Source organism: Dehalococcoidia bacterium (assembly GCA_030018455.1).
Taxonomy (GTDB): domain Bacteria; phylum Chloroflexota; class Dehalococcoidia; order DSTF01; family JALHUB01; genus JASEFU01.
The window spans coordinates 191,492-208,598 of record JASEFU010000002.1; the positions used below are offsets into that span (position 1 = coordinate 191,492).

Annotated in this window: 13 protein-coding genes; 6 read left to right on the plus strand and 7 right to left on the minus strand. The window is 68.1% G+C overall.

What is annotated here, in order from left to right; genetic code table 11:
* The first annotated feature begins 24 nt into the window (after positions 1-24).
* Positions 25-1,455, plus strand: a complete 1,431-nt coding sequence (locus QME71_04375; protein MDI6857535.1) for an amidase — start codon at positions 25-27, stop codon at positions 1,453-1,455.
* Positions 1,456-1,465: 10 nt separating this feature from the next.
* Positions 1,466-3,388, plus strand: coding sequence for a hypothetical protein (locus QME71_04380; GenBank protein MDI6857536.1), 1,923 nt, complete (start codon positions 1,466-1,468; stop codon positions 3,386-3,388).
* 60 nt (positions 3,389-3,448) lie between these two features.
* On the opposite strand, the gene QME71_04385 is transcribed toward QME71_04380, so the two are convergent.
* The 7 genes from QME71_04385 to QME71_04415 all read right to left on the minus strand — a co-directional run bounded on the left by QME71_04385 (position 3,449) and on the right by QME71_04415 (position 11,167).
* Positions 3,449-4,828: an NAD(P)/FAD-dependent oxidoreductase gene (locus QME71_04385; protein MDI6857537.1), complete on the minus strand. Its 1,380-nt coding sequence runs from the start codon at positions 4,826-4,828 to the stop codon at positions 3,449-3,451.
* Positions 4,829-4,841: 13 nt separating this feature from the next.
* Complete coding sequence (locus tag QME71_04390; GenBank protein MDI6857538.1) at positions 4,842-6,068, minus strand: dihydrolipoamide acetyltransferase family protein; 1,227 nt, start codon at positions 6,066-6,068, stop codon at positions 4,842-4,844.
* A 25-nt stretch (positions 6,069-6,093) separates the two neighbouring features.
* The gene (locus QME71_04395) at positions 6,094-7,197 is read right to left on the minus strand and encodes an NAD(+)/NADH kinase (GenBank protein ID MDI6857539.1); all 1,104 of its coding nucleotides are present in this window, start codon (positions 7,195-7,197) and stop codon (positions 6,094-6,096) included.
* A gap of 122 nt (positions 7,198-7,319) precedes the next feature.
* The gene (locus QME71_04400) at positions 7,320-8,288 is read right to left on the minus strand and encodes an alpha-ketoacid dehydrogenase subunit beta (GenBank protein MDI6857540.1); all 969 of its coding nucleotides are present in this window, start codon (positions 8,286-8,288) and stop codon (positions 7,320-7,322) included.
* A 12-nt stretch (positions 8,289-8,300) separates the two neighbouring features.
* Complete coding sequence (locus QME71_04405) at positions 8,301-9,278, minus strand: thiamine pyrophosphate-dependent dehydrogenase E1 component subunit alpha (GenBank protein MDI6857541.1); 978 nt, start codon at positions 9,276-9,278, stop codon at positions 8,301-8,303.
* Between the two features lie 54 nt (positions 9,279-9,332).
* Entirely contained in the window at positions 9,333-10,340 is a 1,008-nt protein-coding gene (locus QME71_04410; GenBank protein ID MDI6857542.1) for a zinc-binding dehydrogenase, read from the minus strand.
* A gap of 20 nt (positions 10,341-10,360) precedes the next feature.
* Complete coding sequence (locus tag QME71_04415) at positions 10,361-11,167, minus strand: SDR family oxidoreductase (GenBank protein MDI6857543.1); 807 nt, start codon at positions 11,165-11,167, stop codon at positions 10,361-10,363.
* A 155-nt stretch (positions 11,168-11,322) separates the two neighbouring features.
* Here QME71_04415 and QME71_04420 point away from each other — a divergent pair, with 155 nt between their 5' ends.
* From QME71_04420 to QME71_04435, 4 genes are all read left to right on the plus strand, one after another.
* Positions 11,323-12,441: an NADH:flavin oxidoreductase gene (locus tag QME71_04420; GenBank protein ID MDI6857544.1), complete on the plus strand. Its 1,119-nt coding sequence runs from the start codon at positions 11,323-11,325 to the stop codon at positions 12,439-12,441.
* A gap of 153 nt (positions 12,442-12,594) precedes the next feature.
* Positions 12,595-13,809 carry an acetyl-CoA C-acetyltransferase gene (locus QME71_04425; protein ID MDI6857545.1) on the plus strand — a complete coding sequence of 405 codons (1,215 nt, stop codon included), beginning with the start codon at positions 12,595-12,597 and terminating at the stop codon, positions 13,807-13,809.
* A gap of 137 nt (positions 13,810-13,946) precedes the next feature.
* Complete coding sequence (pyk, locus tag QME71_04430; protein MDI6857546.1) at positions 13,947-15,356, plus strand: pyruvate kinase; 1,410 nt, start codon at positions 13,947-13,949, stop codon at positions 15,354-15,356.
* 252 nt (positions 15,357-15,608) lie between these two features.
* Positions 15,609-17,072, plus strand: a complete 1,464-nt coding sequence (locus QME71_04435; protein ID MDI6857547.1) for a CoA-binding protein — start codon at positions 15,609-15,611, stop codon at positions 17,070-17,072.
* Positions 17,073-17,107: the final 35 nt, after the last annotated feature.

A 17,107-nucleotide genomic window follows, 5' to 3' on the forward strand; every position in this document is an offset into this window, starting at 1 on the left:
CCGCAAAGCATCCAAGGAGGTACCATGTCCGACCTTACTTCGCTCGACGCCACCGCCCAGGCCGATCTCGTCCGCCGCAAAGAGGTGAAGCCGATTGAGCTCGTCGACGCGACGATCGAGCGCATCGAGCGCGTCAACCCACAACTGAACGCTGTCATCCTACCCCTCTACGATCGCGCGCGGCAGGCTGCCGAAGGCCCCCTTCCGCAGGGCCCTTTCACCGGGGTGCCCTATCTTCTTAAAGACATCATCGCATCTTACGCCGGCGTCCCGCTTACCAGCGGCTCCGCCTTCACGAAGGACTTCGTCCCCGACCACGATAGCGAGCTCGTATGCCGCCTCAAGAAGGCCGGACTCATAATCGTCGGCAAGACGAACACGCCCGAGCTCGGCATCCTCCCCACAACGGAGCCGCGGCTCTTCGGGCCGACCCGCAACCCCTGGGACACGACCCGTACTACCGGCGGCTCCAGCGGCGGCTCGGCTGCCGCGGTCGCTTCCGGCGTCCTGCCGATGGCGCACGCCAACGACGGCGGCGGCTCCATACGCATTCCCGCCTCCTGCTGCGGGGTCTTCGGCCTGAAACCCACCCGCGCGCGCAACCCTCTCGGCCCTGACCTCGGAGACATCCAGAGCGGCCTCGTCGTCGAGCACGCTGTCACCCGCTCCGTCCGCGACAGCGCCGCCCTCCTCGATGCCACGTGCGGCCCCGACGTCGGCGACCCCTACTGGGCGCCGCCGCCCGCGCGGCCGTTCATCGAAGAGGTGGGCGCCGACCCGGGCCGGCTGCGCATCGCCTTCACCACGAAGACGCTCACCGGCGCCGACGTCCACCCCGACTGTGCGGCCGCTGTCGAGGACGCCGCCGCCCTCTGTCAGGAGCTCGGCCACGAGGTGTCGGAAGGGGCGCCGGAGATTAATATCGAGGCGCTGACGCCCGCCTTCATGGTCCTCTGGGCCGCCGGCTGCGCCGCCAACATCGACGGCGTAGCCCTCCTCACCGGCCGCGTGCCCACGCCGGACCAGTTCGAGCCCCTTACCTGGGCGCTCGCCGAGCAGGGACGTTTGCAGAGCGCGCCTGCCTACGTGCTTTCCGTCGGGATCCTCCAGCGGGTCGCGCGGGACATCGCCCGCTTCTTCCTCGATTACGACCTCTGGCTGACGCCCACGCTGGCGGAGCCGCCGGTGCCGCTGGGCTCGTTCGATTCGCCGCCGGAGAACCCGTTGCTGGGCATGATCCGCGCCGGTGAATTCGTCCCCTTCACGCCCATCTGCAACGTGACCGGCCAGCCCGCGATGTCGGTGCCACTGTACTGGAACGCCGAGGGGCTGCCCGTGGGCACCCACTTCGTCGCCCGCTTCGGCGACGAGGCGACCCTGTTCCGGCTCGCCGCCCAGCTCGAAGAGGCGCGTCCCTGGGCCAACCGCCACCCGCCCGTCTGGGCCGGCGACTGAACGCGACGGAATGCAGGCAGACGATGACATGGCCCGGGCGGAGGAGACGTGCCCGCGCCGGTGGGGCCGCGGAAGACTCGTCGCGGTGGCCGTCGCGGCGGTGGTCGTTGCCCTGCTGCTGCCCATCTCCGGCCACGGCGACTTCTACCTCAGCACCTTCAACACGTCACTCATCCTCACCGACCACCCGAACTTCTACCATGCCCTCGCCGACGAGCCTACCGGCGTCCTGCCGACGGGCCTCTCCGGCGGCCCTTACGGCCCCCTCTTCTACTACCCCAACGCCGCCTGGCTCGGTCTCCTCGATGCGCTCGATCTGGTCAACGTCGGCGGCTGGCAGCACACCACGCTCGATACCGTCCTCCGCGACGTTCCTGTCACCTTCCTGCTCAAGCTTCCCTACCTCGCCGTCTACGTCCTCGTTGCCCTCGTGATGCTGCGGCTCTTCGACGACCGGCGCGGCGAGACGGCCGCCCTCCTCTGGCTCGTGAACCCTGCAGTCATTCTCTACGCGCTTCTGATGGGGCAGAACGACGCCTGGGCTTTCCTGGCTGCCGTCTTCGCCCTGCTGCTGGGCAAGCACGCGCTGGAGCGAACGAACGCGGGGAAACAGCGGGAGACCTTCTTGCTGGCGCTCGCGGCCGCCGCCGCCCTCGCAGCCGGCGCGGCGACAAAGCTCACCCCGATCCTTCTCGTCCCGCCGTTCGCCCTCGTCCTCGGCCGAAGTCTCCGGCAAAAGGCGGCGATAGCTGTCGCCGGCGGCGCCACCTTCGCGCTGCTGGTGCTACCCTTTCTCTGGACGTCGTTCTTCTGGGACTACGGGCTGTTCGGCACGCAGACCGGCAAGGCGGAGCGCGGCGATATCGCGCTGTTCGCAGCCCTTTACGCGCTGCTGGTGGCGTTCCTTTTCGTTCAGCGGCGCCGTCCCGCCGGCCAAGCGTTCCCCATGCTGGTCTACTCGTTTCTCGCCGTCCATGCCCTCATCTACTTCTTCCCCGACTGGAACCCGCAGCGGTCGATACTCATGGTCGGCGCCCTCGCCCTCGCCGTGCCCCAGAGGCGTGTCTTCCTGCTCCCCTACCTCGCAGCGACCGCGTACGCCCTCGCGCTCACGCTCGAGCACGGCAACGAGCTGGGGTCGGCGCTGTTCGCGCCCCTTACCGAACGCGCGCTCAACTTCCCACCGCTCGAACACGCCGTGCCGCGCGAGCCCCTGACGACGATTCTCTTCTGGCTCGGCGGCCTCTCGTGGGTGGCGGCCCTCGCGTGGCTGTGGCTCCAGCGGATGCGGCCGGCTGCATACGCGCCGTCGCCTTTTCTGGCGCCGGCGTTGCTCCTCTCGCTCGGCGGCTATCTCGCAGCGGTGTTCACGGTCGGCGGAGAGGTAGCGGTTGAAACGTTTCCGGAAGGGTCGACGCCGCAAGTCGTCAATGCTGGTGACATCTTCGCCTTCTCGTTCTTCTCCAGCCGCGACGACGTTCGCGCCATCAGCTTCAGCGTTCTGCGCGGCGACGCGCTCGCGAAGATGGCGGTTGTAGACGGCGACGGCACGGTGCTGGCATCCAGCGAACGGTTCTCGGTGGAGCCGGGACTGAACCGTATCGAGACGGGGCATATCGAGGGGGCGAAGGGGCGGCTCTTCCACGTGACTCTTATTCCCGAGGAGCCGCTGGAGATAGAGATGCGGCAGGCGCCGGCGGAGATGGCGGTGGCCTCGGCAGCGCTGAACGGCGAGGCGCTGGAGGGCACCGCCGGCTTCAGCGTCCACGTGCGCACCCCACGCTCCGCCCTCCTCTCGGACGCCGCTTCGCGTCTGGGCGACGAGTGGAAGAGCGTCGCCGCCAGTCTCATCGTGTGCCTGGGCGCCGTGGGTCTGCTGGCTGCGCCGGGCCTCGCCCTTCTTCCCGCGCGCGCCCGCATGCGATCGCCGTAAGAGAAGATGGCGGTCTGTTGGGGATGCCCGGCTTGGCGGCGGACGTGGAGCGAACCCTCGCTAGCGCAGGTTGCGGGCGGCCTCGACGAGCGCCTCGTTCAGCGACGGGTGCCAGTGCGCGATGTCGGCGAGCTCGTCGACAGTGTTCTCCAGAGCTATCGCCTGCGCCGCCAGCCCGATGAGCTCGCCGGCGCCCGGCCCGAGCACGTGGACGCCCAGTACCTCGCCGTCCGGTCCCGCCAGCAGCTTCACGGCTCCTTCGGCCCGGCCGCGCGCCGCGGCGCTCGAGTTTGCGGCCAGGTCTGCCATCCCCGTCCGCGCGTCGAGCCCCTGCTCTCGCGCCTGCGCCTCGTTCAGCCCCACCCACGCCAGCTCCGGCTCGGTGTGAAGGGCGCGGGGCACCGCACCAAGACGCACGCGCGAAGCCAGCCCCAGGGCGTTCTCGGCGGCAACGCGGCCCTGCAGCATGGCGGCGTTCGAGAACATGGGCCGGCCCGTGACGTCGCCGACGGCGAAAATGTTCTCCACATTTGTCCGGCAGGCGGCGTCGACGCTGATGCCGTCCGGCGCCGCGCTCACGCCCGCCTCCTCCAGCCCCAGCCCTTCGAAGTGCGGCCGACGGCAGTCGGGCGCGGCGATGACCTCCGCCGCAACCCGCTCGTCGCCGATCCCTTCGACGGCGACCAGCGCTTCCCAGGCGGCGCCGTTGCCGCTCACCTCTTTGACCGTGCCGTTGAGTATGACGCGCACTCCTGCTGCCGCAAGCGCCTGGAGCAGATAGTCGAGCATCTCGCGGTCGGCGCCGGGCAGGGGATCGTCGCTTTCGTCCACGACTGTGACGGCCGTCCCGAAAACAGCGAGGACGAACGCCTGCTCCAGAGCGAAGCCCAGCCCCTCTGGCCCGCCGCCGAGGAAGAGGGCCGACGACGGCGCTTCGGGGAGGCGCAGCGCCTGGTCCATCACCAGCACCTCGCCGGAGTAACCGGGGACGAGCGGCGGCTGCGGGCGCGCGCCCGTGGCGATGACGAAGGCGCGCGCGGAGAGCTCGACGGCGCCGCCTTGCTTAAGACTGACAACCACCGAACGCGGCGAGGCGAACCGCGCAACCCCCTCGATCAGCTCGATTCCGCGGCCGCGCAACTGGTTCCGGATTCCATGGGAGATGCCGCCGACGATACGGTTCTTGCGCGCCTCCGCCCGCGCAAAGCTTGCGCCTTCGCCCAACGATAGCACGCCGGCAAGCGCCAGATCCTGCGCTTCGATGCGCGCCCGCGCCGTCTCCAGCATCACTGTGTTGGGCAGGCAGCCGAAGTTAACGCAGTTGCCGCCCGGCAAATCGGCCTCGACGATGGCTACGCTCGCCCCCAGTTCCGATGCGCGCAGCGCCGCCGCGTGCCCGCCCGGCCCGCTACCGATAACAACGATGTCTCTCTCTTCCACGGCCCGTCCTTTCTCAAACGTCGAGCGGCAGGAGCTTTGGGTTCTCCAGCAGTTCCGTCAGCCGCGCCATGAACCGCGCCGCCGGCAGCCCGTCGATGACGCGGTGGTCGAACGTGAAGCTGTACGTCATCACCGGCGCCGCCACCACCTGACCGTCGCGGACGATCGCTCTTTCGACGATGGCGCCCGTGCCCAGGATGGCCGACTGCGGCTGGTTGATGATCGGCGTGCCGAAGCCCCATCCGCCGCCGAACGCGCCCAGGTTAGTGATGGTGAAGGTGCCCGCCGCAACGTCGTCGGGCAGGAGCGCTCCCGACCGCGCCTTCTCCGCCAGCGACGACGCCTCCCGGCTTATCTCGATGAGCGACTTCTTATCGGCGTCCCTGATCACGGGCACGATGAGTCCTTCTTCGAGCGCCACCGCCATCCCGATGTTGATGTCTTCCCAGGTGACGAGCTCGTTGTTGATGATGCTGGAATTGACGATCGGGTTGTCGAGGAGCGCCCTGGCGGCGGCGACGATCAGGATGTCGGTGTAGGAGATGCGGACGCCCAGGTCAGCTTCCCGCTTCACCAACTCGTTGCGCGCTTTGACCAGCTCCGTGGCGTCGATCTCGCCCATCGACGTAAGCTGCGCCGAGACCGCGAGGCTGCGCTGCATGTGCTCGGCGATGGCGGCGCGCATGCCCCGGAGCGGTGTCTTCCCTTTCACGCGCCGCCCCTGGTAGGCGATCTCGATCTCGCGCGCCCGCGCCTCGATTGCCGCCTCCACGTCCTCCCTGATGATGCGGCCGCCTGGCCCCGTGCCGGCTATGGCCGTCACATCGATGCCGTGCTCCTCTGCCAGCTTCCGCGCCAGCGGCGACACGGCTACCCGCTCGCCCGGGGCGCGCGGCGGCGCTGCCGCTCCTGCGCCGGCTGCGGCAGGCGCTCTCGCTGGAGGAGCGGCGCCTGTGGTGTATAGCTCCTTCGGCGGCTCCTTCTGCAACTGTTCCAGCTCCTCCTTCGTTGCCGCTATCAGGCCGACGACGCGTCCGACGGCCGCCTTCACGTCCTGCTGCACGAGGATGTGCACAAAGCCCGATGCCGCGGCCTGCACGTCCCACAGCGTCTTCTCCGTTTGGATGACGAGAACGACGTCGCCCTTATTGACGTGGTCGCCCTCGGCCACCTTCCACTCGACGAGCGTGGCCTCAGTCATTGTCATGCCCAGCTTCGGGATCGCTATGTATTCAGCCATTTCAGTCCCTCGTTCGATAAACGGTCTACCTGCGGAAGAAGCCCTTCGCGGCGGCCTGCCTCACCGTCTTGACGACGTCGATGACGCGCGGGCCGTCGCGCTGTAGCCGCAACCTGACGTCTTGCCCCGCCGCGACGTGGGCCTCGCGCTCGCCGTCCAGCGCGATGAGGCAGGGCGTGGTCTCCACCGCTACTTCTTCGCCCAGAGCGACCACAGCGCACGCCTCTACGCCGATCTCCCCCACGACGCCCGGCAGCACAGGCGCCCGGACGCGCTCGCCGCCGCTCCCGATCCTGAGGTGAAGCCCGCAGTCGTCGTCGGGCCCGACAGCGCGAAGGCAGCCGCCGATGGACGATAGCCCCATCGTCCCCGGCTCCGCGCGCGTGCAGACGATTTCCCGCACCTCCGACATGTCCCACACTGCCTTCGAGCCGACGAACGGCTGGTCGAGCACGACGGCGTCGATGAGCGCCATGTCCCGCTCGGCGCCATCCTCGAGGAGCAGCAGCCGCTTGTGCACGCTGCTCACCTCCTCCACGTCGACGGCGCCCATCGCGATTATGCCCGCCGCCACTCCGGCCGTCGTCGCCTCCACCATGAGAGGGAAGACGTTGTTGGTGCCGGTGGAGACGGGGACGAGCGGGATGGAGCGGTCGCCCTTGACCACGGCGCGGTTCGTGCCGTCGCCGCCCAGAGTGACGACGCAGTCGACGCCGCGCTTGCGCATCAGCGCCATCGCCGCTGTGGAGTCGGTGTGAGTGGCAGTGAGCGGCATTTCGAGCAGCGACGTCTGCGCTCGCAGCCCGTCGGCAGGGAGGCCGGCGAGCGCCGCTTCGCCGAGGCCACAGTAGTCGGGGGCGATGACGATTTCGCCCACGCCGGTCGAGTCGATGCCGAGGATGATGCGCTTGAGCAGGTTGATCTTGTCGCGGTTGCTGGTGACGCCGGCATACGCGACGAGCCGTCTGATGTCCTTGCCCGCCGCCGGGTTAGCGATGATTCCGACTTTGCCCATGGCCTTACGGCCCACCCAATTGATCTCGCTGACTTCTGCTCCGGCCCGGCGCGCGTGCGTGTGGGCGGCGTTGGGCGTGGTCGCCGCAACATGGGCGCCGATCTTCCCACCCACCCGCCCACAGGCGTTTTCTGGGGATCTGGGGGACACCCCTGCCCTGCCGGCAGGCGGGCCCAGACCCCCGTCAGAGGGGAGAACCCCCTCTGAACTCCCCCAGTTGGGGGTCTATCGACTCGCTAGGCGCGGCCGGTCACGGCTTCGATCGCTGTCACGAGGTCCTTCGGCTGCGGTAGCACGTACTGCTCCATGTACCCCGCCGCTATTGGCAGGTTCGCCGCTCCCACTCGCTGTATCGGCGCGTCCAGCGCGTCGAACGCGTGCTCCATCACCTGCATCGCGATCTCCGCGCTCACGCCGCACCGCTTCGTGTCTTCGTCCGCGATCACCAGACGTCCCGTCTTCTGCACCGACCTGACGATGGTGTCGATGTCGAGAGGCTCCAGCGTTCGCGGATCGATTACTTCCACGCTCACGCGACCCTCGAGCTCGCCCGCCACGGCGAGCGCGGCGTGCACCATCGCCGACGTGGCAACGACCGTGACGTCTGTCCCCTCGCGCTTCACGTCGGCCACGCCCAGCGGCACCGTGTAGTCTTCTTCGGGCACGTCGCCCTGCACGCCCAAAAGCCGCTTGTGATAGAAGTAGACGACGGGGTTGTCGTCCCTGATCGCCGACTTCATCAGCCCCTTCGCGTCATACGGCGTCGATGGCACGACCAGCTTGAGGCCGGGAACGTGCATGATGTAGGACTCGGGGCACTGCGAGTGCTCCGGCCCCAGCCGGGCGCCGCCGCCGATGCAGGCGAGGAACACCAGCGGCAGGTCCACCTTCCCGGCGTGAATGAAGCGCCACTTGGCGGCGTTGTTGATGATCTCATTGCCGGCGATGTACATAAAATCCGCGAACATGAAGTCGGCGACGGGACGGTAGCCGGCCATCGCCGCCCCCACGCAGGCGCCGGCGACGGCGGTCTCGCTGAGGGGGGTGTCCATCACCCGCTCCGGGCCGAACTGCTGCATAAGCCCTGTAGTGATGAAGAAGGCGCCCTGCTGGACGTCCTCTCCCAGCACGAAGACGGACTCGTCTCGCGCCATCTCTTCCGCCAGGGCCTCTCTTATCGCCAGCAGATAAGGCAACTGTCTCATCTCTCACCCCTTCTATCCCGCGTACAGCATCCCGTCGAGCAGCGACGGCTCGGGCAGGGGGCTCTCCAGCGCAAAGCGCTCCGCTTCCTGTATCTCCGCCGTCGCCTCCGCGTCGATCCTGTCCAGCTCTTCCTGCGTCGCCACGCCCTGCCGGACCAGCTTCTCGGCGAAGAGCTTGATGGGGTCGCGCCGCTTCCAGGCCTCGATCTCTTCCGGCGGCCGCGGGTCGGCGTGGGACACGTCCGGTATCCCTTCGGCGTGCGCCCGGAAGCGGTACGTCTTGCACTCGATGAGCGACGGCCCGTCGCCCGCCCTAGCGCGAGCGACCGCCGCCTGCACGGCTTCGTGCACTGCGATCACGTCCTGCCCGTCCACGACGACGCCGGGGATCCCGTAGGTCGCCGCGATATCGGCGATATCCTCCCTGGGGAAGGCGTCCCTTATCGGCATGAACTGGGCGTAAAGGTTGTTGTGGCAGACGTAGACGATGGGGAGCTTCCACAGGGTCGCGAGGTTCATCGCCTCGTGGAGGGTACCGCGGTTGGATGCCCCGTCGCCGAAGAAGCAGACGACAACCTGTCCGGCGCCCCTCTTCTTCGCCGCCAGCGCCCACCCCAGTGAAAGGGGAAAGGCGGAGCCTATGGTGCCGGCGCCGCCCAGCATGCCGCGTTCCGGCTCGACGTAGTGGTTGGCGGCGATGCCCAGACACGACCCAGTGCACTTCCCGAAGTGCTCGGCGATGAACTGCCGCGGAGAGCCGCCCTTGCCGATTACGTGAGCGATGCCGTGCCCGCGGTGCTGCGCGTAGACGTAGTCGTCGTCGCGCAGGAACGTGCAGCCGCCGACACCCACCGCCTCTTCGCCCTGGCCGCTATGGAAGAACGAGGCCGTCTTCCCCTCAGCGATCCCCTTCACTATCGTCTCGTCGACACGACGCGCCCGCAGCATGTTCCGGTAAAGGGTGAGAAGCTGTTCTTTGTCCAGTGCCATCTCCCGCTCCTCCTCGGTTCTCGCTTCACGATCAAAGCCGCCGCCGGGATCCGGTTACGGCTTGAGGACTACCTTGATGCACTCGTCCGCGGAGAGGGCCGTCTCGTAGGCCTCCTTCGCCCTCTCCAGCGGGAACTCATGTGTCACGAGGCACTGCCGCTCGACCCTTTTGTCAGCGATGAGCGCAAGCGCCTCGCGGAACTCGTCGAGCGTCCATGCCCACGAGCCGATAATCGACGCCCCTTTGCGCACGAGCAGTGCGGACTGGATTTCGACCGGCCGCTCCGGCACGGCGACGACGATCACCTTCCCGTTCTCCTTAACCAGCCGCAGCCCTTCTTGCAGGCTCGACCCTTCCTGGCCGATGGCGGCCCCCGCGCAATCGAACACGACGTCGACGTTTGCGGCCGGCTCGGCTGTCTCCGTCCAGCCGATGGGCACGGAGCCCGTGAGATCGATGACCCGCGCGTAGGCGTCCTCCCTGGCGGCGTTGATGACCACTTCCGCGCCCAGCTCCTTCGCCATCTCCAGCCGCCTGTCTGACAGGTCGACAGCGATGATCGTGCCCGGCGCTTTCGCCTTCAACACCTGGATCATGCCCAGGCCGATGATGCCGACGCCCAGCACGACGCACGTCTCGCCGCCGCCGACGTTCGCCAGGCCGACGGCGTGCACGGAGTTCGCCAGCGGCTCGACCGTCGCCGCCTCCTCGTAGCTCACGCTGTCGGGGAGACGGAACACGGCAGGGGTCACGAGCGCCGGTATGCGCACCAGCTCGGCGTTGCCCCCCATGAAGATGGACGTGACGCGATCGCCGACGCTTATCCCGGGCACCTCGCCGTTCACGTCCGCCACGTCGCCGCTGAACTCATGCCCGAGAATGCGGCCGGAGTCGATGGGGACGCCCAGCTCGGGAAAGAGACCGTGCTTGTAGGTATGGAGGTCGGAGCCGCAGATGCCGCAGGCGCGGACCCTAATAAGCACGTCGCCCGGCAGGAGAACGGGATCGGGGACGTCTTCCGTCCTCACGTCTCGCGGGCCGTGGAAGACCGCTGCTTTCACTTCTGCCCCACTTTCCGGCTTCAGTTCATCTGGGCGCCGCCGTCGACGTTTAGCGCCTGCCCGGTAATGTTTTTCGCATCGTCCGACGCCAGGAAGGCGACGGCCCGCCCGATGTCCTCAGGCGTTTGCTCTCTCTGCATCGCAATCGTCCCCGAGACCGCGAAGTCAAAGACCTGCTTCAGCTCCAGGTTCTCCAGGCCCGGCATCTCGTGCCGGATCTCGGCGGCGAGCTGCTCCCACATGCTCGTCCAGATGATCCCCGGACAGACGGCGTTCACGTTGACGCCGTAGGGCGCCATCTGCGCCGCCATCGACTGCGACAGGTTGATGACGCCCGCCTTCGTCGCCCGGTAGGGAATGAGGAACCAGGGGCCGCCGCCCTGTCTGCCGGCAATCGACGCCACGTTGATGATCTTTCCGTAACGTCGCTCTATCATTTGCGGCGATATCGCCCTGTACGTCAGGTAGTAGGCGCGGAGGTTCACTTTGTATACGTAGTCCCAGTCTTCGACCGTCTCCGGCTCCCCCGTCTGCCGTCCCGGACGGGAGCCGGCCCCCGCGTTGTTCACGAGGATGTCGAGCTTGCCGAACTCCTTCAACGCCCGCGCCATCATCTCGTCGATCTGTTCCGGCACGGAGACGTCGACCTGCAGGGGGAAGCAGCGCGGCCCCAGTTTCGACGCCTCTTCGGCGACCGCGCGCGCCCGCTCGAGATCGATGTCCGCCACCGCGACAGCCGCCCCTTCTTCGGCGAGACAGAGCGTTATGCCCCGCCCGATGCCGCCCCCGCCGCCGGTCACCAGCGCCGTCTTGCCCTCCAGCTTCATCACGACACCTCCTGTCCGGAGAAGGCTTTGCCAAATCTTAGCACAGTACCTCTATAAAGCACTGCAACCGGAATCGTTGAACGATAGCGGCAGCGGCGTTGTATACTGCTTTTGCGCACCGGACAGCATGTCGATTCAGTCTCTCAGGAGGAACCGTGCCCGACCCCTTCGATCCCCTCACAATTGGACAGATGTCTATCCCCAATCGCTTCATGCGCTCAGCCACTTGGGACAGCACCGCCACCGATGACGGCGAGGTCACTGACGACTCCGTTCGCATTATCCGCGGGCTGGCCGAGGGCGGCGTGGGCCTCATCGTCACGGGCTACGCTTACGTCTCCGACGAAGGCAAGGCCGCCGGCCGCCAATACGGCATATCCCACGACCGGCACGTCGCCGGGATGCGGCGCCTGGCGCAGGCCGCCCATGATCACGGCGCGCGCATCGCCGTGCAGATAGCGCACGGCGGTCTGAACCTCGGCCTTCTGAGCAAGAAGGAAGGCGTCGCCCTGGCCCCGTCTGAGATCGAAGGCCACCGCTGGCCGCACCGCGCCATGACCGGCGATGAGGTGTGGGGGCTGGTCGCGGCTTTCGCTGCCGCCGCCGCCCGCGTCAAAGAGGCCGGCTTCGATGCCGTCCAGCTCCACGGCGCCCACGGCTACCTGATTAGCCAGTTCCTATCGCCGCTCATGAACAAGCGCACGGACGAGTGGGGCGGCTCGCCGGAGAACCGCCGCCGCTTTGCCGTCGAAGCGCTGAAGGCGGTGCGAAAGGCGGTCGGGGCCGACTACCCGGTCATGGTCAAGATCGGGCTGCGCGACCGGGCTGACGGTGGCCTCACCCTCGATGAAGGGCTGGCGGCGTTGAAGGCGTTGACCGACGCCGGGCTCGACGCCGTCGAGATCAGCACCGGCTTTGGGGGACGCTCCGCCGCCGAGAGGCCCGAGGCCCCCGAACACGTCTACTTTCGCGACGACGCCGTGGCCGCGCGGCGCGCCGTCGATATCCCGCTCATGCTCGTCGGCGGCATACGGCGGTTTGAGACAGCCCGCGAGATCATCAAGAGCGGCGACGCCGACATGGTGTCGCTGGCGCGGCCGCTGATTCGAGAGAGCTCCCTCATCGCCCGCTGGCGGGACGGCGACAGGGCGCCCGCGAAATGCCTGAGCTGCAACAAGTGCTTCAGCTTCGGCATGCGCGGCGAGCCTCTCGAATGCGGTGAGGAGTACCGACTGCGACAGGAAGCGGCCGCCGGCGGCGCCGCAGACGCTTAGCGAGTTGGCGCCGTCGCAGCAGAGCGCTTCGAGGCCTCCGCGCCTGCGTGTCTGAGAGGCTGAGGGTCTTAACCCTCAGAACCGTCCAAGCCGGCACAGCGATGACATACCGCCCGGTACCGCCGGCCGAAAACGCGATAGAGGAGCACAACGATGACTGACGCCGTAATCTGCAACCCCGTGCGCACACCCGTCGGACGCTACGGCGGCGCGCTCAGAGACGTTGACGCCGAGACCCTCGCGTCCATCGTCGTCGCCGCCGTCCTCGAACGCAGCGGGCTTGACCCGTCGTTTATCGACGACTGCATCTTCGGCCAGTGCTACCCCAACGGCGAGAACCCCGCCATCGGGCGCCTCGCCGCCCTCCGCGCCGGCTTGCCCGTCGACGTGCCCGGCTTCCAGCTCGACCGCCGCTGTGGCTCCGGTCTCCAGGCGATCTGCCTCGCCGCCATGGAGGTGCAGACGGGCGTAGCCGATGTCGTCCTCGCCGGCGGCGTCGAGAGTATGAGCAACGCCGAGTTCTACGTCATCGGTACCCGCTGGGGACCCAACCGCGGCAACCTCACCCTCTACGACCGGCTCGACCGCGGCCGCGTGACCGCGGGAAGCGCCCGCTACATCGTCGAAGGGGGCATGCTGGAGACGGCGGAGAACCTGCGAAAGCAGTACAACATCCCGCGCGAGGAGCAGGACGAGTACGCCCTCCGCTCCCATCAGCGCGCCGTTGCCGCCTGGGATGCCGGCAAGTTCGACGCCGAGACGGTGCCCGTGCCCGTCACGTCGCGAAAGGGCGAGACGACGATGGTGACACGCGACGAGCACCCGCGCGCCGACACATCGCTCGAGAAGCTGGCGGCCCTGCGGCCCATCCGCGCCCGCATCGATCCCGAGTCCACCGTCACCGCCGGCAACGCCAGCGGCGAGAACGACGCCGCCGCCTGCTGCATCGTCACCTCGTCGGAGAAGGCGGTCGAACTGGGCCTGCGGCCCATGGGCAGGCTGCTCGGCTGGGCGGCCGCGGGCGTCCATCCGGCGTATATGGGTATCGGGCCTGTCCCCGCAACAAAGAAAGTGCTCGATCGCCTGGGGATGAGCCTGAAGGACATGGACCTCATCGAGCTGAACGAGGCGTTCGCCGCCCAGGTTCTCGCCGTGACCCGCGAGTGGGGCTTCAAGGAGAGCGACTTCGACCGGACGAACGTGAACGGCTCCGGCATCTCCATCGGGCACCCCGTAGGCGCGACAGGAGCGCGTATAATGGCTACGTTGCTCCACGAGATGGAGCGCCGCGACGCCCACCTGGCGCTGGAGACGATGTGCATCGGCGGCGGGCAGGGCATCGCCGCGGTCATCGAGCGCGTCGTCTGACAGGCGGCAGAGGCAAATGGGGGTCGGGCGGGCAGGATGCCGCGTCCTTCAGGGCGCGGCGCCGGAAACCGCCGTCATCGAGCGCGTCAGATGGTCGATGCTGGCGGCGGAAAAAGCCGTGGCGTTGGAGGAGTAGGATGACCTCGTTCCGTCGCACGAAGATTGTCGCCACGCTTGGCCCCGCAACCGATGACGAAGCCGTGCTGCGACGCCTGCTCGAGTCCGGCGTCGATGTCGTCCGCCTCAACTTCTCCCACGAGGACCGCGCTGCCCACGGCCGTCGCATCGCCCTGGTCCGGCGCATCGCTTCCGAGCTGGGGCGCGTGGTTGCCGTGATGCAGGACCTCCAGGGGCCGCGCATTCGCGTGGGCGAGATGGCCGGCGGCAAGCCCGTGCGGCTAAAGGCGGGCGAGCGGCTCGACATAAGCGCGCGCCCCGTCGAAGGGACGGAAAGCGTCATCTCCACCAGCTACGAGAAGCTCCCCCAGGTCGTCCGGCCCGGCGATCCCGTCCTTCTCAACGATGGTCTGCTCCAGCTCCGCGTTACCGCCGTCCACTCCGACCGTGTCGAGACCGTTGTCGTTCAGGGCGGCGTGCTCTCGGCCCGCAAGGGCGTCAACCTGCCGCAGTCCACCATCGACGCGCCCGCCCTGACCGCGAAAGACCGCGACGACCTGCGGTTCGGGCTGGAGCAAGGGGTCGATATGGTGGCCCTCAGCTTCGTGCGGCGCCCTCGGGACGCCGACCCGGCGCGCAGGCTGATGCGGGAGCGCGGCGCCAGGGTTCCGCTGCTCGCCAAGATCGAGAGGCCGGAGGCGCTCGACGCCCTCGACGGCATCCTCGGCGCGTTCGACGGCGTGATGGTCGCGCGCGGCGACCTTGCGATCGAGGTGTCGCCCGAGAAGGTACCGGTGGAGCAGAAACGCATCATCGAGCGGGCAAACATAGTGGGGAAGGCCGTCATCACGGCCACCCAGATGCTGGAATCGATGACGCGCAACCCCACGCCAACGCGCGCCGAGGCGTCGGACGTCGCGAACGCCGTGCTCGACGGCAGCGACGCGGTCATGCTCAGCGCCGAGACGTCGATAGGGCGCTACCCCGTCCTCGCCGTCCAGGCCATGGACCGCATTATCCGGCAGGCGGAGACGCTCCCCGTGAGCGCGCCCGTCTCCCGTCGCCGTGGCCGCGGCCATGCCGTCGCACGCGCCGCCGCCACCCTTGCCGTCGAGGTCGATGCCCGCGCTCTTGCCGCCTACACGCGCTCCGGGCGGACGGCGCGCACCCTCTCGAAACTGCTCCCGCCGCTGCCGATCTTCGCCCTCACCGACCGCGAGGCGATGGCGCGACAGCTTGCTCTCTGGCGCGGTGTCTATCCCCTATTTGTCGAGGGCACAGAGCATATCGAGGAGGTGACGGCCGAGATCGACCGCGAACTGGGGCGCAGGCAGTTGCTCGCGCCCGGCGACCTCGTGGTCATCGTCGGCGCCGCCCCACAGGCGCCTGCCGGCGAGACGAACTTCATCCGTCTCGTGGCTATCTCCTGACGTCCGGCAAGAGAGGAGTGCAGAGGAGCACCCCTCTGCCGGGGGTTTCAGGGGGTGTCCCCGGAAAAGATCTCTCGCGGGTGGGAGGGCCCGCCTGCAGGCAGGCAGGTGGGAAGAAGAGCGCTCATGTTACGGCGACATCGTCGCACGCTGTCCCTTGGCCCGGACGTCCGCTCTCGAAGGAACGGCTGCCTCGGGGAAGTGCACACGGCGGCGTAGCTCGGATTCGCCCTCCCCGCTATAATTGGGCGTATGGAAAGTCCTTCTCTTGCCCGGCAGCTGGAGTCGATCTTCAACCCCGGCCCGGTCGCCGTGATCGGCGCTTCTAACACCCCCGGCAAGTGGGGGTTCAACATCTTCAGCCGCGTCATCGCCTCGGCCGCCGTCCGGCAGGTCTACCCGGTGAACAGCCGCGCCCGCGACGTTCTCGGTGTTCCGGCCTATCCGAGCATCCTCGATATCCCCGGTCCCGTCGAGCTGGCGATAATCGTCGTCCCCGTCGAGAGCGTCCCGCTGGCCATGCAGCACTGTGTGCAAAAGGGGGTGAAGGCGGCCGTCGTCATCACCGCAGGCTTCGGCGAAGTGGGGGAGGAAGGCAAGGCGGCGGAGCGCGAGATCGTCAGGATCGCCCGCGAGGGCGGGCTCCGGTTCGTCGGCCCGAATTGCATGGGGCACTTCAGCACCGCGAGCAAGCTCTTCACCACCGGCGAGGTGGGCGAGAACGCGATACGCGAGGGGCCCATCGCCTGCGTTTCCCAGAGCGGCAACTTCGGTGGCTACATCCTCCGCCGCGGCGCCGAGATGGGCGTCGGCTTCAGCAAGTTCGTCAGCACGGGCAACGAGGCCGATCTGCACCTGGAGGACTACATTGAGTACCTGGCGCAGGATGAGCAGACGAAGGTGATAACCACCTACGTCGAGGGGCTGCGGGACCGCCGTCGCTTCTTCACCCTCGCGAAGGAGGTGACGCGGCGCAAGCCCATCGTCGTCATGAAGGTGGGGCGGACGCCGCAGGGGGCGCAGGCCGCGTGGTCGCACACGGCGGCCCTTGCCGGCGAAGACGCGGTGCACGACGCCGCCTTTCGCCAGTCGGGGGTTATACGCGTGGAAGAGATCGACGAGATGTTCGATGTCGCCGTTGCGCTTATTGGGCAGCCACGGCCGCGCGGCCGTCGCGTCGCCATACTCACCGGCGGCGGCGGCTTCGGCGTCGTCGCTACAGACGCCTGCGTGCGCCTCGGCCTGGAGATGGCGACGCTCCCGCCCGAGACGCTGGAGACGCTCGACAGGCAGCTTCCGCCCCGGTGGTCGCACGGCAACCCGGTCGATATGGCGGGCACCTCCGACATGTCTTACTTCTGCCTCGGCACGCTGCTAAAGTCGCCCGCGGTCGACGCCGTTCTCGGCATATCGTGTGTGGGCTACCCATCCGGCCCGGCGCCGGAGCGGATCGAGGACCCGGTGACGCGGAAGCTGGCCGAGCACGCGTCTGCGATGGCGCAGGCAGAAGCGGGCCTCGTCGACGGGCTGGTGGAGCGCGTGTGGCGCTACGGCAAGCCCCTCCTCCTGGCCGATGCCCCCGCCGGGAGGCGCTCGCCCGCCGTCTTGGCGCTGCAGGAGAAGGGGATCTTCGTCTATCCGACGCCGGAACGGGCGGCAAAGGTCCTCGGCCACCTCGTCCGTTACGGCGAATACCTCGCCGATACCAACGGCTAGTCTTCCTGACTCCCGGTTCTTCTCCTCCGCGTTCG